Here is a 14,794-nt window from a genome sequence, read left to right on the forward strand (position 1 = left end):
TAAATATATAAATATTTGGAATGTAATTTAGGAGGATTCCTATTTGTCTGGACGCAAATCCACCTGCATCCTTCATGGCAGGTCGCGCAAGCTCTGGCCGGGGAACAGGTGGCGGTTGCGGAGGTGGTGGTACGTCAATGGGCTTGCGTGTTGGGTTTGCCCAACCAGCAGCTCATTCACGCGATTGAAGAGTTGCGCCCAAAGGGGGTTGTCTGCCTGGGACTGGCGGGGGGCGAGGAGAAATTTCGATTGAGCGGGTGGTCATCAACCTGATCGATGCCCGTATTCCTGATAATGCCGGTAAACAACCAATAGATATAGCGATGATGGAGGGCGGCCGGTGGGCTATTTTTTACGCTGCCGGTGAAGGCGATTGTGCGCCATTTACGTCAATCAGGCATTCCGGCTGGGGTGTCGCATACGGCGGGAACCTACAACTGCAACCAATGGGTTAAATCGGGTCGAACTCATGTTCGACCCCTGCCGGTTTTAGCGTTATTCGTCGCCGACGCGGATCACCAGCTTGCCGAAGTTCTTGCCTTGCAGCAGGCCGATGAACGCCTGTGGCGCATTCTCCAGTCCGTCGACCAGATCTTCACGGAATTTGATTTTTCCCTGCTCGATCCATTCACCCATCTGCTGCAGGAATTCGCCAAAGCCTTCTGCATAGTCATCAAAAATAATGAAACCCTGCATGCGGATGCGTTTACGCAGGATCAGCCCCTGCAGCATCGGCAGGCGATCCGGGCCGGCAGGCAAGTCGGTGGCGTTGTAGTGGGCGATAATGCCGCACACCGGAATACGCGCCTGGGTATTGAGCAGCGGGATCACCGCATCAAACACCGCGCCGCCAACGTTCTCGTAGTAAATGTCGATACCTTGCGGGCAGGCGGCGGCCAGCTGCTCGGCAAAATCAGGCGCCCGATGATCGACACAGGCGTCGAAACCCAGCTCTTCTATTACATAGCGGCATTTTTCTTTACCGCCGGCTACGCCAACCACGCGGCAACCCTTCAGTTTGGCGACCTGCCCGACGACTGAACCGACAGCGCCACTGGCGGCAGCGACCACCAGGGTTTCACCGGGTTTCGGCTGACCAATATCCAACAGGCCCATATAGGCGGTGAAGCCCGGCATGCCCAGCACGCCGAGCAGGCGGGAAGGGTGTTTCTGGTCCGGACCGAGGTTACGCAAGCCGCTGCCGTCAGATAAAGCATAATCCTGCCAGCCGTCGTAGCCTAACACCCAGTCACCGGGTTTGAAGTCGGGATGCTGTGACGCAACAACACGCGATACCGTGCCGCCAACCATCACTTCACCGATCTCTACCGGTGGCGCGTAAGAAGGGGCATCGCTCATCCGACCGCGCATGTAGGGATCCAGTGACAGATAGACGGTGCGTAACAGTACCTGGCCAGCAGCGGGTTGCGGCGTCGCCACTTTTTCCAGGCGGAAATTGTCTGCGGTAGGCTCACCATGCGGGCGTGAGGCGAGTAAAAAACGGCGGTTGTGTTGCATAGACTGGGACATCAGACATTCCTTATGCGGATGGAGTCCCAAGTCTAGTCAATCATTGGCCAGAGGAAATAGCCGAATGTGCTCAGCGTTAAAGAGGAATGATCAGTACGTCGATATGACTGGTATTGATAAAGCGTGCTGCAGAGCAGGAAACCTTGTTCATCATGCTGTCGCAATGATTGCCGCAAACCACCAGATCAAAAGGTTGCTGACGGCTGGCGTAGTTAAGGCTATCCCCCAACTCGCCGTGGACGATCAACGTATCGGCTATTGGATAATCAGCCCGCAGGCGTAATTCTTCCATAAACAGCCGTGTTTCTTCCTCCATTAACGCACGCAGATCGCCCAGCATCGGCCCGGCGAAGTTATTGTACATTTCTGGATTGGCGATCATGCTCAGCAGGGTGATTTTGCCATTGTAGGGGCGCACTATGGAGACGGCTTTTTCTACCAGGCGGTGGCTGTCTGCCGCCACGGCGACGGTAACCAAAACGTTTTGATATCCCATCTTCCACTCCTGTTTCCTGTTGTTAGGGTAAAGGGTAGAACCTGGCGAAACGAATAAATGTGTTTTGTATCACGCGCGTCATTAAATCATGGGACCTTGCCGTTATTTAGCAATAAATGATAAACAGGCACGCGCGTGTAATTAAAGAAAATTATAGCACCTGTGCCCACAGCGATTTGGGCACCTTGCCCAAATCGAACAGTTTTCCTGCAACCAGCTCTGCCCGGCGATGATCGGCAGCACGGTACATGTTGCTGATTTCAATGTCATTATCAATGGAGTAGTTAAGTTTGTCGTACACTTTCTCTACGCTGTCCAGGCTGGTGCATTTCCGGAATGTCATCAGGTAATCCAGGGTATCTGTCATGATTAAAATATAACCTGTTACTCGTTGTAGTGGGACGAAGAAACATCACCCTGTCATCGAGACAGTAGCAAAAGAGTGTGATGTAAGGCCTGAAAAATTAATTTCAAATAAATAAATTTCAATACGGTAATAGATAGCTGAGTGCAAGGTAACCCTGCATTGCGAATAATAATATGCCCGTGGATTGTCGGCAATGCCTGGCTGTCGATCGGCATGCAAAATAGGGAAAGTCCCAGGTCCCATCAATTCAGGTGCTCGAGGCCGGAAAGGCTCCCCCCAACCAATGCGTTCTGCGGCGTGCAGGCCCTGGATCCCGAGATCACGTCATGGGATCTTTCCATTGCGTAAGCGCGGATGTTGCATGCGCTATACCCGGCCCTGAGCGAAACAGATGGACTGACCGTCTGGCGGCAACTTCACATCCACGGGATATAAATGAAACGCGGGTATAAAATAAAACGAAACTGCATTTTGATTTATAAGAGTGATAGTGACCTCTATTGACTGATAAATATCAGCTGAGCTTTAAGTCATTTTTCAACTTTCGATAAAAAATCATTAAAGTTTAAATTAATATTGCCGATAAAACGTTTTGGAATACTTTTCACAAAAAAACATCGAAACCTGCCTTTTTTATCCCCTTAACCTGGAAATATATCGTTACGTCTGTTTTCTTGTTCACAACCTAATCGAGCTATTGTTAACTAAATAAGAACAATAGATGAAAATTAAAACAACCTATGACGCTGAATTTAAGTCAAATCCGAAACCTCATAACCTCATAGTTTACGTGCGTTACTTTTCAGGGTGGATAGTTTATAGCTTATTAAACGGTTACTTATACTGTCTTTATCGGCTACGAGCAGATTTTTGTTCTGTTATTTTAGTTTGGTAATGCTTTTGTTCGAATTGATCTAAAAAAGATATTTTTTTGGCTTATATGCATTGTTTTTAAGACGTTTTTTTACTTATGGTTGTTTTTTGGTCAAAAAAAAGATGATAAAACAGGCGGAGATTGAGATATTTGGCTTAATTATTTTTTATTTTTGTGACTTAGATCACATTGTATTTAAAATTGCCGCTCACTTACATTGTGTGTGCTAACGGTTCGGGGGTAGAGTTGCGCTGCATTAGGAATAATCTTATTAATTTTGTAAAAATAGTTTCACAGTGATTACACACTGCTGAAGCAAAATGCTGTACATCCATACACGTAGGTTAAACGTATCAAATACTGAATGACGGTTCGAAATTAGTGATGTTGATAAATTTATAACGGTCGTTATTCAGGGATTCATTTGCCAACTTAGGGAACAAACCCAGGTCACGGGCGATAAAAATTATCACCCAGCGTATGTTTTTAAACATAGTCTGTCGGGATGGGGAATATGGGTACGTCTGAATTACTTAAGCATATTTATGACATCAATTTGTCATATTTACTTTTAGCACAGCGTCTGATTAATGATGAGAAAGCATCGGCAATGTTCCGTCTGGGGATCGACGAGACCATGGCTGATGCGCTTGCTCAACTCACGTTGCCACAAATGGTTAAACTGGCTGAGACCAACCAGTTGGTCTGCCATTTCCGTTTTAACGATCACCAGACGATCGAGCGCCTGACGAAAGAATCGCGCGTGGACGATCTGCAGCAAATCCATACCGGCATTTTGCTATCAAGCCACTTACTGCAAGAACTATCGGCTAAAGACGGTAGTGCGACGAAGAAAAGAGCTTGAAGATGGCAGAGAAAAGTATTGTTCAGGAAGCCAAGGATATTCAGCTGGCAATGGAGCTGATAACGCTGGGCGCCCGTTTGCAGATGCTGGAAAGCGAAACTCAGCTCAGCCGCGGACGTTTGATCAAACTGTATAAAGAATTGCGCGGCAGTCCACCGCCGAAAGGGATGTTGCCGTTCTCGACCGACTGGTTTATGACCTGGGAACAGAACATCCATTCATCGATGTTTTATAACGCCTACAGTTTCCTGATGAAGAGTGGGCACTGCACTGGCGTTGAGGCGGTGATTAAAGCCTATCGTTTGTATCTGGAACAGTGTCCACACCAACCGGGTGAGGCGCCGTTATTGGCGCTGACCCGAGCCTGGACGCTGGTGCGTTTCGTCGATAGCGGCATGCTGCAGCTCTCTGCCTGCAACTGCTGCGGCGGCACTTTCATCACCCACGCGCACCAGCCGTTGAACAGTTTTGTATGCAGTTTATGCCAGCCCCCATCCCGCGCAGTAAAAAGACGTAAACTTTCGCCGCAACTGGCCGATATTATTCCTCAACTGCTGGACGAGCAGGTTAAACGCGCGATTTGAGCCGGCGACAGCGCCGGTTTATCCAGATTTAAATCGATTTGTGACACGCAAGGTTCGGCATACCGAACCCATCGACGCAGCCCAGACTGCTGCGTCGGTGCGTCTCAAACGCGCGCTTATCCCACCTTCCATCCACATTGTTAATTTAAGGAATGCGTGTGCTAGTTATTTTGGGTTATCTCGTGGTATTGGGTGCGGTCTTTGGGGGCTACCTGATTGTGGGGGGCCATCTGGGCGCGCTTTATCAGCCGGCAGAATTTTTGATTATCGGCGGCGCGGGTATCGGTGCTTTTATCGTCGGCAACAACGGTAAGGCGATAAAATCCACGCTGCGTGCCATCCCCAAGCTGATGCGTCGTTCGAAATACAGCAAAGATTTATACATGGACCTGATGGCGCTGCTCTTCCTGCTGCTGGCCAAATCTCGTCAGCAGGGCATGCTGTCCCTCGAATTCGATATTGATAATCCGCAAGAAAGTGAAATTTTCTCTAATTATCCGCGCATTCTTGCCGATAACACCCTCGTAGAGTTTATTACCGATTACTTACGGCTGATGGTGAGCGGCAACATGAATGCGTTTGAGATCGAAGCGTTGATGGACGAAGAGATCGAAACCTTTGAACAGGAAAGCGAGGTGCCTGCAGGCAGCCTGGCAATGGTCGGTGACTCGTTGCCGGCCTTCGGTATTGTGGCGGCGGTGATGGGGGTGGTGCATGCGCTGGCCTCGGCCGATCGCCCGGCGGCCGAGCTGGGGGCGTTGATCGCCAACGCCATGGTCGGCACCTTCCTCGGTATTTTACTGGCCTACGGTTTTATCTCGCCGTTGGCCACTCTGCTGCGTCAGAAAAGCGCCGAAAACGTCAAAATGATGCAGTGCATCAAGGTCACTTTACTGTCCAGCCTGAATGGCTATGCGCCGCAGATTGCCGTCGAATTCGGTCGTAAAACCTTGTACACCACCGAGCGTCCGTCCTTCGTCGAGCTGGAAGAACATGTGCGCCGGGTGAAAGCGCCGGCACAGCAGGCGACGGAAGAAGAACAGGCATGAAGCAGAATCACCCGGTTGTTTTGGTCAGAAAACGCAAGTCGCATCAGGCCAGCCATCACGGCGGCTCCTGGAAGATTGCTTACGCCGATTTTATGACGGCGATGATGGCTTTTTTCCTGGTGATGTGGCTGCTGGCTATCGCCAGCCCGCAGGAACTGACGCAAATTGCCGAATATTTCCGCACGCCGTTAAAAGTGGCGCTGACCAGCGGTGACAAGAGCAGTTCGGAAAGCAGCCCGATCCCCGGCGGGGGAGATGACCCCACTCAGCAGGATGGGCTGGTGAAAAGGCAGATTGATACGCTTGAGAAACGCGACGAGGAGCTGCGGTTGAACAAGCTGCGGGAAAAGCTCGATGAGCTGATTGAGTCCGATCCGCGACTGAAAGCGCTGCGCCCACATCTGCTGATCAACATGATGGATGAAGGTCTACGCATTCAGATCATCGATAGCCAGAACCGCCCGATGTTCAAAACCGGCAGTGCGCAGGTTGAAAGCTATATGCGTGACATCCTGCGGGCGATTGCCCCGATCCTCAATGATCTGCCGAATAAAATCAGCCTGTCCGGCCACACCGACGATATTCCTTACGCCACGGGGGAGCGGGGTTACAGCAACTGGGAGCTTTCGGCCGATCGCGCCAATGCTTCACGGCGTGAGCTGATTGCCGGTGGGCTGTCGGAAGGGAAGGTGCTGCGGGTGGTGGGCATGGCTGCCACCATGAGCCTGAAACAGCACGGCGCCGATGACGCCATCAACCGCCGCATCACCGTGCTGGTGCTGAACAAGCAAACCCAGCAGGGCATTGAACACGAAAATGGCGAAAGCAACGCAATGGATGTCGCTCAGCCGGTCGAGCTAAAGTCGCTGGCCCCAGCGGCGATGGCTCCGGCCACCCTCATTGCACCGGAGCAGCCGGCGGCTGACCCAGTACCGACTAACAGCGACTCACAGCAGAGGTGATCCCGTGAGCATGGATATTAGTGCGTTTTATCAGACCTTTTTTGATGAAGCAGACGAGTTGCTGGCCGATATGGAGCAACATCTGCTGGAGTTGGATCCGCTGGCGCCAGACATTGAGCCGCTGAACGCCATTTTCCGCGCAGCGCATTCCATCAAAGGGGGAGCGGCTACCTTTGGTTTTACGGTACTGCAGGAAACCACCCATTTGCTGGAGAACCTGCTCGATGGTGCGCGGCGTCAGGAAATGAGCCTGAGCACCGAGATTATCAACCTGTTTCTGGAAACCAAAGACATTATGCAGGAGCAACTGGACGCCTATAAGACGTCGCAAAAACCTGACGCCGACAGCTTTGAGTACATCTGCCAGGCATTGCGGCAGCTGGCATTGGACGCACAGCAACAGGATGCCCCCGCAGCGCATCCAGCCACGGAGCATGCCGTCGCGGTACCTGCGACGATCGACGGCGGGATGCGAATTTGCCTGAGTGGCCTCAAATCCAGCGAAGTCCCGCTGATGCTCGAAGAGCTGGGAAATCTGGGTGAGGTGAAAAACCCGCAGCAGACCGAAAACAGCCTGGAAGTGACGCTGCTGACCTCCGCCAGCGAAGATGACATCAGCGCGGTGCTCTGTTTTGTGCTGGAGCCGGAGCAAATCAGCTTCGCCACGCCGCCGCAGACTGAAGCCGTTCCAGCCGTCGCCGCAACATCAGTGCCTGCCGCCGCGACGGCACCGGAGGTCAAACCGACCCCTGCGGCTGTCGACGTTGCCAAACCCCGCGCCAAGGCCAGCGAATCCACCAGTATCCGCGTAGCGGTAGAGAAAGTGGACCAATTGATCAACCTGGTCGGTGAACTGGTGATCACCCAATCGATGCTGGCGCAGCGCTCGGGCAGCCTGGATCCGGTAAATCACGGTGACCTGCTCAACAGCATGAGCCAGTTGGAACGTAACGCGCGCGACCTGCAAGAGTCGGTGATGTCGATCCGCATGATGCCGATGGAGTACGTGTTCAGCCGCTTCCCGCGGTTGGTGCGCGATCTGGCCGGCAAGTTGAATAAACAGGTGGAGTTGCAGCTGCAGGGCAGTTCGACCGAACTGGACAAGAGCCTGATCGAACGCATCATCGACCCCTTGACCCACCTGGTGCGCAACAGCCTGGATCACGGCATTGAAGATCCTGATACGCGCGTCGCCGCCGGCAAATCGGCGGTGGGTAATCTGATCCTGTCGGCGGAGCATCAGGGTGGCAATATCTGCATCGAGGTGACCGACGACGGCGCCGGTCTGAATCGGGAGAAAATTCTCGCCAAAGCGGCCTCGCAGGGGCTGGCGGTCAGTGACAGCATGAGCGATGAAGATGTCGGCATGTTGATCTTTGCCCCGGGCTTCTCGACTGCCGAACAGGTCACCGATGTGTCCGGCCGCGGCGTCGGCATGGACGTGGTGAAGCGAAATATTCAGGAGATGGGTGGGCATGTAGAAATCCATTCTCAGGCAGGCAAGGGTACTGCGATCCGTATTTTGCTGCCATTGACGCTGGCAATTCTCGACGGGATGTCGGTCAAGGTGAACGACGAAGTGTTTATCCTGCCGCTCAACGCGGTGATGGAATCACTGCAGCCGCAGGCCGAAGACCTGCATCCATTGGCCGGTGGTGAGCGAGTGTTGCAGGTGCGCGGCGAATATCTGCCGCTGGTGGAACTGTTCCGGGTGTTCAACGTGGCAGGTGCCAAAACCGATGCCACTCAGGGCATTGTGGTGATCCTGCAAAGTGCCGGTCGTCGCTATGCGTTGCTGGTAGATCAATTGGTCGGTCAGCATCAGGTCGTGGTGAAGAATCTGGAAAGCAACTATCGCAAAGTGCCGGGTATTTCCGCCGCCACGATCCTCGGCGATGGCAGCGTGGCGCTGATTGTCGATGTCTCGGCGCTGCAAACGCTAAACCGTGAACAGCGTCAGACCGACGCGGCCGCATAATAATTAATCTATTGATTTAAAGGTGAATGACATGGCAGGACTGGCAACCGTCAGCAAACTGGCTGGCGAAACGGTAGGGCAAGAATTCCTGATTTTTACCTTGGGCAATGAGGAATATGGCATTGATATCCTCAAGGTGCAGGAGATACGTGGATACGATCAGGTTACTCGCATCGCCAACACTCCGGCCTTTATCAAAGGCGTCACCAACCTGCGCGGCGTGATTGTGCCGATTATCGACCTGCGGGTGAAGTTTGCTCAGCAGGACGTGTCTTACGATGAAAACACCGTGGTGATCGTGCTGAACTTTGGTCAACGGGTGGTGGGTATTGTGGTTGACGGCGTATCCGACGTGCTGTCGTTGACCACCGAGCAAATCCGCCCGGCACCGGAATTTGCCGTGACCCTGGCGACCGAATACCTGACGGGGCTGGGGTCGTTGGGTGACCGTATGTTGATCCTGGTGGATATCGAAAAGCTGCTGAGCAGCGAAGAGATGTCCCTGGTCGACAGCGTGGCGAAAAGCGCCTGATCTGTCGAACCCTCTGTAGGGGCGCTGCATGCCGCGCCCTGAAACCTACATAAAAATAGTTACCTCCCTGCATAAAGTTCTTCCCCGCCGCGCCGATAACTCTGTCAATCAACGTAATCAGGGCCTGTCCGCGCGGGCATTTATCAAGGGAAAACATGTTTAATCGTATGAAGGTGGTCACCAGCCTGTTACTGGTGCTGGTGTTATTTGGCGCCTTGCAGCTGGTTTCAGGCGGGCTCTTCTTCTCCTCACTGAAGAATGACAAAGAAAACTTCACCGTATTGCAGACCATTCGTCAGCAGCAGTCCGAGCTGAACGAAAGCTGGGTCAACCTGCTGCAGGCGCGCAACACGCTGAACCGTGCCGGTATCCGCCACATGATGGATACCAACAATATTGGCAGCGGTGCCACCGTCGCCGAACTGCTGGCGCGAGCCAAAAGCAACCTGGTGGTGGCGGAGCAACACTATGCCGCCTATGACAAAATTCCTCTCAATGCCCGCCAGGACGTGCAGTCGGCCGAAAAGCTCAAGCAGCAATACGGCATACTTCACGGTGCCTTGACCGAACTGACGGTGTTGCTGGGCGAGGGCAAAATCAACGCCTTCTTTGACCAGCCGACCCAAAGCTATCAGGACGCGTTCGAAGATATCTACAACACCTACCTGGCGCATAACGACAAGCTTTACCAGAGCGCAGTGGAAGACAGTAACAACTCCTTCAATTTCGCTATCTGGACGCTGGCGGTGGTGCTGTTGGCGGTACTGGCGGTGATTGTTCTGGTATGGAGCGGTATTCACCACATTCTGGTGCGTCCGCTGAACCGCATGATCGAACACATCAAAATGATTGCCGCCGGTGATTTGACCCAGCCGATCGCCGTGACCAGCCGCAATGAAATGGGCGTGCTGGCCGCCAGCCTCAAGCATATGCAAAACGAACTGATCGACACCGTTAGCGGCGTGCGTCAGGGGGCCGACGCTATTTATAGCGGTGCATCTGAAATTGCTGCCGGCAACAACGATCTCTCTTCACGTACCGAACAGCAGGCCGCCTCACTGGAAGAAACCGCTGCCAGCATGGAGCAACTGACCGCCACGGTGAAACAGAACGCCGAAAATGCCCGTCAGGCCAGCCAACTGGCGTTGAGCGCCTCCGAAACCGCGCAGAAAGGCGGCAAGGTGGTGGCCAATGTGGTGCAAACCATGCATGACATTGCCGGTAGTTCGCAGAAAATTGCCGACATTACCGGCGTGATCGACGGTATTGCCTTCCAGACCAACATCCTGGCATTGAATGCGGCGGTAGAAGCGGCACGCGCCGGTGAACAGGGCCGGGGTTTTGCGGTAGTCGCAGGCGAAGTGCGCAATCTGGCACAGCGCAGTGCCCAGGCGGCGAAGGAAATCAAAGGGTTGATCGAAGATTCCGTCAATCGCGTCGATATGGGCTCGGTACTGGTAGAAAGCGCCGGTGAAACCATGGGCGATATCGTCAATGCCGTCACCCGCGTTACCGACATCATGGGTGAGATCGCCTCGGCGTCCGACGAACAAAGCCGTGGTATCGATCAGGTCGGCCAGGCGGTAGCGGAAATGGATCGCGTCACCCAACAGAACGCCTCGTTGGTGGAAGAGTCCGCCTCTGCGGCCGCGGCGCTGGAAGAGCAGGCCAGCATGCTGACCCAGTCCGTGGCGGTATTCCGTCTGAAAGCGGCAGGCCAGGATGATTTCAAAATGCCCGCCAGCAGCAAGGCAACCGTGACTCCGGTACTCAATCATAAAAAAATGAACGCCAGCGATCCGCAGGATAACTGGGAAACGTTCTAACCGGCATTGGGTCTCCTTCCTGTCAGGGGGAGGCCGATTCCCCGTTGGCCGATTGGCACAAAGCAGGAGAAACCCCGTTTTCCCTGCTTGGCCAGAAATCTGAGCTGGCCACCGGCCGGCTGCAAGGAGGTTCACAGTGTTTAACCGAATCCGCGTCTCTACCAGTCTGTTTCTGTTGTTGATGACTTTTTGTGTTATGCAGTTGGCCACCAGCGGCTTGTCGTACACCGCTTTTCGTTCTGATAACCACAACCTGAATTTGATCACCCTCGGCAGCCAGCAGCGCGATGCCCTCAGCCTGAGCTGGGTCTCGCTGTTACAGGCTCGCAATACGCTCAACCGCGCCGGAACCCGTGCGGCGCTCAAGCTGCCGCAGGATCAGGTCAATGCGCTGATGGGCAACGCGCGCAGTTCGCTGCAAAAAGCCGACCTTTATTTCAACCAGTTCCTGGCGGTACCGCGTAACAGCGAACAGGAACAACAGCTAACCGCAACCACCAAGGCCAGCTATGACCGGCTGCGCAATACCCTGCGTGAGCTGATTGGTTTCCTGGAGAACGATAACCTGCAGGCGTTTATGGACCAGCCGACGCAGAAAACCCAGGACCTGTTTGAAGCCGACTTTGTCCAGTATCTGCAACTGGTGAGCGCCAACGTCAGCGAAGCCAATGCGGCAAATCAGCGCTCCTTCACCCTGTCTGGCTGGTTGGTGGCCGGTGCGGTACTGATGCTGATCGTGGTCACCGGCAGCGCCATGTGGTGGCTGCGTAACATGTTGGTACGGCCGCTGAATATCATGCGCAGTCATTTTGACCGCATTGCCGCCGGCGATCTGGCCACGCCGATCCAGGTGTATGGCCGTAATGAAATCAGCCAACTGTTCGCCAGCCTGCAGCGTATGCAGCAGTCGCTGATCGGCACCGTGGGCGCCGTACGCGACGGGGCGGAATCGATTCTGATCGGCCTGCAGGAAATTTCCGAGGGCAATAACGATCTCTCTTCCCGTACCGAGCAGCAGGCGGCCTCGCTGGAAGAAACCGCTGCCAGCATGGAGCAGTTGACTGCCACGGTGAAACAGAATGCCGATAACGCACGCCAGGCCTCACAATTGGCGCGTGACGCCTCGACCACGGCGGCCAAGGGCGGCGAGCTGGCGGGTGACGTTGTCACTACCATGCACGACATCGCCAACAGTTCGCAGAAGATTGGCGCCATTACCAGCGTGATCGACGGTATTGCCTTCCAAACCAATATCCTGGCGTTGAACGCGGCGGTTGAAGCGGCGCGTGCCGGTGAACAGGGAAGAGGTTTTGCGGTGGTGGCCGGAGAAGTACGCAACCTGGCGCAGCGCAGCGCGCAGGCGGCGAAAGAAATCAAAGGGTTGATCGACGAATCGGTCAGTCGCGTCAAGCAAGGGTCGGTGCTGGTGGAAAACTCCGGTGCCACCATGCAAGACATCGTGCGTTCGGTCACCCGGGTGACCGACATTATGGGGGAGATCGCCTCGGCGTCTGATGAGCAGAGCCGCGGCATCGAACAGGTGACACAGGCGGTCACCCAGATGGATCAGGTAACACAACAAAATGCCGCATTGGTGGAGGAAGCGGCCTCGGCGGCCGTCGCGCTGGAGGAACAGGCGATTACCCTGGCCGACGCGGTGTCGGTATTCCGCCTGGCGGACGATAACTTCACCGCCCCGGCCAACTCTCAAAACGCAGTTTCACCCGTGGTAAAGGAAGCCCCAGATTGTCAAACCGCATAAGCAGCCCGTTTTTATTGAGTGAGATGGTATGAAGCCGGCACCCTCGACCCCTAACCGAGACCCTGCGACCTTATTGACGCAGATGGTACAGCGTCTGCCGTTGCTGGATGTGCATTTCCGCCGTATCAGCCAGCTGATTTACCAGCGCGCAGGTATCGTGCTGGCAGAGCACAAACGCGAGATGGTTTACAACCGTTTGGTACGACGTCTGCGACTGTTGGGCCTGAACGATTTTGGTGACTATCTGGCGCTATTGGAAAGCGATCCGAACAGCGCCGAATGGCAGGCGTTTATCAATGCGCTGACCACCAACCTGACGGCTTTTTTCCGCGAAGCGCATCACTTCCCGATCCTGGCGGAGCATGCGCGTCAGCGGCCTAACGGTTATTGCGTGTGGAGCACTGCGGCATCGACCGGTGAAGAACCTTATTCGATCGCCATCACGCTCAGCGAAGTGCTGGGGCAACGCGCTACCGGTTGTCAGGTGTGGGCCAGCGACATCGATACCCAGGTTCTGGAAAAGGCCGAAGCGGGCGTTTATCGCCAGGAAGACTTGCGCACCCTGACGCCGACGCAGATGCAGCGTTATTTCCTGCGCGGCACCGGGCCGCATCAGGGGTTGGTGCGGGTGCGACCGGAACTGGCGGGGCGGGTGAATTTTCAGTCGCTCAATCTGTTGGCCCCTGAATGGGCACTGCCGGGGCAATTTGACGCCATTTTCTGCCGCAACGTGATGATCTATTTCGACAAGGCGACACAGGAGCGCATTCTGCGTCGCTTCGTGCCCTTGCTTAAACCGGGGGGGCTGATGTTTGCCGGTCACTCCGAGAACTTCAGCCAGATCAGCCGGGATTTCTACTTGCGTGGGCAGACCGTGTATGGCCTGACCAAGGAGAGGTAATGAACAAAATCAGAGTATTGTGCGTGGATGACTCGGCCCTGATGCGGCAGTTGATGACCGAAATCGTCAACAGTCACCCCGATATGGAGATGGTGGCGAGCGCGCCGGATCCGCTGGTCGCACGCGATCTGATCAAGAAATTTAACCCACAGGTGCTGACGCTGGACGTCGAAATGCCGCGTATGGATGGCCTCGATTTCCTTGAGAAACTGATGCGCCTGCGGCCGATGCCGGTGGTGATGGTGTCGTCACTGACGGGCAAGGGGTCAGAAATTACGCTGCGCGCGCTGGAGCTGGGGGCGGTCGATTTCGTCACCAAACCGCAGTTGGGGATTCGTGAAGGCATGCTGGCCTACAGCGAACTGATTGCCGAGAAAATCCGCACGGCGGCCAAGGCGCGGTTACCGCAGCGCTCCAGCAGCCCGGCCCCGGCGATCCTCAGTCATGCACCGCTGTTGAGCAGTGAAAAGCTGATCGCCATCGGCGCCTCTACCGGCGGTACTGAAGCTATCCGTCAGGTGTTGCAGCCGTTGCCGGCGACCAGCCCGGCATTATTGATCACCCAGCATATGCCGCCGGGCTTTACCCGTTCGTTTGCCGAACGGTTGAACAAGCTGTGCCAGATCACGGTGAAAGAGGCCGAAGACGGCGAGCGCGTGCTGCCGGGCCATGCCTATATCGCACCGGGCGATCGCCATCTGGAATTGTCACGCAGCGGGGCGAATTACCAGGTGAAACTGCACGATGGTCCACCGGTCAATCGCCACCGGCCTTCGGTGGACGTGCTGTTCCGCTCGGTCGCGCAGTACGCCGGACGCAATGCCGTGGGCGTGATCCTGACCGGTATGGGCAATGACGGCGCGATGGGCATGCTGGAAATGCATCGCGCCGGTGCTTATACCTTGGCGCAGAACGAAGCCAGTTGCGTGGTGTTCGGTATGCCGCGCGAGGCGATTGCTACCGGTGGCGTCAATGAAGTGGTGGAACTGGAGCGCATGAGCCAACGCATGCTGGCGCAAATTGCCGGGGGGCAGGCATTACGTATTTGATTTTGAGCCCTTAATTATA

13 protein-coding genes and 1 pseudogene are annotated in these 14,794 nt (G+C 54.8%); 11 read left to right on the top strand and 3 right to left on the bottom strand.

Annotated elements, in window-relative coordinates:
• Positions 1-15: 15 nt before the first annotated feature.
• A pseudogene (locus tag OCH02_RS02700) lies at positions 16-447 on the top strand (hypothetical protein); the annotation flags it as partial.
• Between the two features lie 48 nt (positions 448-495).
• On the opposite strand, the gene OCH02_RS02705 reads toward OCH02_RS02700, so the two are convergent.
• The 3 genes from OCH02_RS02705 to ydgT all read right to left on the bottom strand — a co-directional run bounded on the left by OCH02_RS02705 (position 496) and on the right by ydgT (position 2,393).
• A complete protein-coding gene (locus OCH02_RS02705; protein ID WP_261429701.1) occupies positions 496-1,530 on the bottom strand; it encodes an NADP-dependent oxidoreductase in 1,035 nt (344 codons plus the stop codon).
• Between the two features lie 76 nt (positions 1,531-1,606).
• Positions 1,607-2,026 carry a universal stress protein UspC gene (gene uspC / locus OCH02_RS02710; protein ID WP_261429703.1) on the bottom strand — a complete coding sequence of 140 codons (420 nt, stop codon included), beginning with the start codon at positions 2,024-2,026 and terminating at the stop codon, positions 1,607-1,609.
• A gap of 151 nt (positions 2,027-2,177) precedes the next feature.
• Positions 2,178-2,393, bottom strand: a complete 216-nt coding sequence (ydgT, locus tag OCH02_RS02715; protein WP_261429705.1) for a transcription modulator YdgT — start codon at positions 2,391-2,393, stop codon at positions 2,178-2,180.
• 1,388 nt (positions 2,394-3,781) lie between these two features.
• Between ydgT and flhD the strand changes: the two genes are divergently transcribed.
• The 10 genes from flhD (at position 3,782) to OCH02_RS02765 (ending at position 14,775) form a co-directional block, all read left to right on the top strand.
• Positions 3,782-4,132: a flagellar transcriptional regulator FlhD gene (flhD, locus tag OCH02_RS02720; RefSeq protein WP_044552100.1), complete on the top strand. Its 351-nt coding sequence runs from the start codon at positions 3,782-3,784 to the stop codon at positions 4,130-4,132.
• Positions 4,133-4,134: 2 nt separating this feature from the next.
• A complete protein-coding gene (gene flhC, locus OCH02_RS02725) occupies positions 4,135-4,716 on the top strand; it encodes a flagellar transcriptional regulator FlhC (protein WP_037418921.1) in 582 nt (193 codons plus the stop codon).
• A gap of 158 nt (positions 4,717-4,874) precedes the next feature.
• Positions 4,875-5,765, top strand: coding sequence for a flagellar motor stator protein MotA (motA, locus tag OCH02_RS02730; protein ID WP_017893240.1), 891 nt, complete (start codon positions 4,875-4,877; stop codon positions 5,763-5,765).
• Positions 5,762-6,727, top strand: coding sequence for a flagellar motor protein MotB (motB, locus tag OCH02_RS02735; protein ID WP_261429707.1), 966 nt, complete (start codon positions 5,762-5,764; stop codon positions 6,725-6,727). The genes motA and motB overlap by 4 nt, the downstream gene beginning before the upstream one ends.
• 4 nt (positions 6,728-6,731) lie before the next feature.
• A complete protein-coding gene (gene cheA / locus OCH02_RS02740) occupies positions 6,732-8,705 on the top strand; it encodes a chemotaxis protein CheA (protein ID WP_261429709.1) in 1,974 nt (657 codons plus the stop codon).
• Between the two features lie 31 nt (positions 8,706-8,736).
• Positions 8,737-9,237: a chemotaxis protein CheW gene (cheW, locus tag OCH02_RS02745; RefSeq protein WP_012145706.1), complete on the top strand. Its 501-nt coding sequence runs from the start codon at positions 8,737-8,739 to the stop codon at positions 9,235-9,237.
• Between the two features lie 155 nt (positions 9,238-9,392).
• The gene (locus OCH02_RS02750) at positions 9,393-11,063 is read left to right on the top strand and encodes a methyl-accepting chemotaxis protein (protein ID WP_261429711.1); all 1,671 of its coding nucleotides are present in this window, start codon (positions 9,393-9,395) and stop codon (positions 11,061-11,063) included.
• Positions 11,064-11,199: 136 nt separating this feature from the next.
• Positions 11,200-12,825 carry a methyl-accepting chemotaxis protein gene (locus OCH02_RS02755; RefSeq protein ID WP_126501755.1) on the top strand — a complete coding sequence of 542 codons (1,626 nt, stop codon included), beginning with the start codon at positions 11,200-11,202 and terminating at the stop codon, positions 12,823-12,825.
• Between the two features lie 28 nt (positions 12,826-12,853).
• Complete coding sequence (gene cheR, locus OCH02_RS02760) at positions 12,854-13,726, top strand: protein-glutamate O-methyltransferase CheR (RefSeq protein WP_012145703.1); 873 nt, start codon at positions 12,854-12,856, stop codon at positions 13,724-13,726.
• Positions 13,726-14,775: a chemotaxis response regulator protein-glutamate methylesterase gene (locus OCH02_RS02765; RefSeq protein WP_261098049.1), complete on the top strand. Its 1,050-nt coding sequence runs from the start codon at positions 13,726-13,728 to the stop codon at positions 14,773-14,775. Before cheR ends, OCH02_RS02765 begins: the two co-directional genes overlap by 1 nt.
• Positions 14,776-14,794 lie beyond the last annotated feature (19 nt).

The sequence above is a fragment of the Serratia quinivorans genome, from assembly GCF_946227985.1.
In the GTDB taxonomy this organism is placed as follows: domain Bacteria; phylum Pseudomonadota; class Gammaproteobacteria; order Enterobacterales; family Enterobacteriaceae; genus Serratia; species Serratia quinivorans_A.

Coding starts and splice junctions, on each gene's coding strand:
- uspC (WP_261429703.1), bottom strand. CDS start 2,026: ATGGGATATCAAAACGTTTTGGTTACCGTCGCCGTGGCGGCAGACAGC.
- cheR (WP_012145703.1), top strand. CDS start 12,854: ATGAAGCCGGCACCCTCGACCCCTAACCGAGACCCTGCGACCTTATTG.
- flhC (WP_037418921.1), top strand. CDS start 4,135: ATGGCAGAGAAAAGTATTGTTCAGGAAGCCAAGGATATTCAGCTGGCA.
- OCH02_RS02750 (WP_261429711.1), top strand. CDS start 9,393: ATGTTTAATCGTATGAAGGTGGTCACCAGCCTGTTACTGGTGCTGGTG.
- OCH02_RS02765 (WP_261098049.1), top strand. CDS start 13,726: ATGAACAAAATCAGAGTATTGTGCGTGGATGACTCGGCCCTGATGCGG.
- OCH02_RS02705 (WP_261429701.1), bottom strand. CDS start 1,530: ATGTCCCAGTCTATGCAACACAACCGCCGTTTTTTACTCGCCTCACGC.
- cheW (WP_012145706.1), top strand. CDS start 8,737: ATGGCAGGACTGGCAACCGTCAGCAAACTGGCTGGCGAAACGGTAGGG.
- motB (WP_261429707.1), top strand. CDS start 5,762: ATGAAGCAGAATCACCCGGTTGTTTTGGTCAGAAAACGCAAGTCGCAT.
- ydgT (WP_261429705.1), bottom strand. CDS start 2,393: ATGACAGATACCCTGGATTACCTGATGACATTCCGGAAATGCACCAGC.
- flhD (WP_044552100.1), top strand. CDS start 3,782: ATGGGTACGTCTGAATTACTTAAGCATATTTATGACATCAATTTGTCA.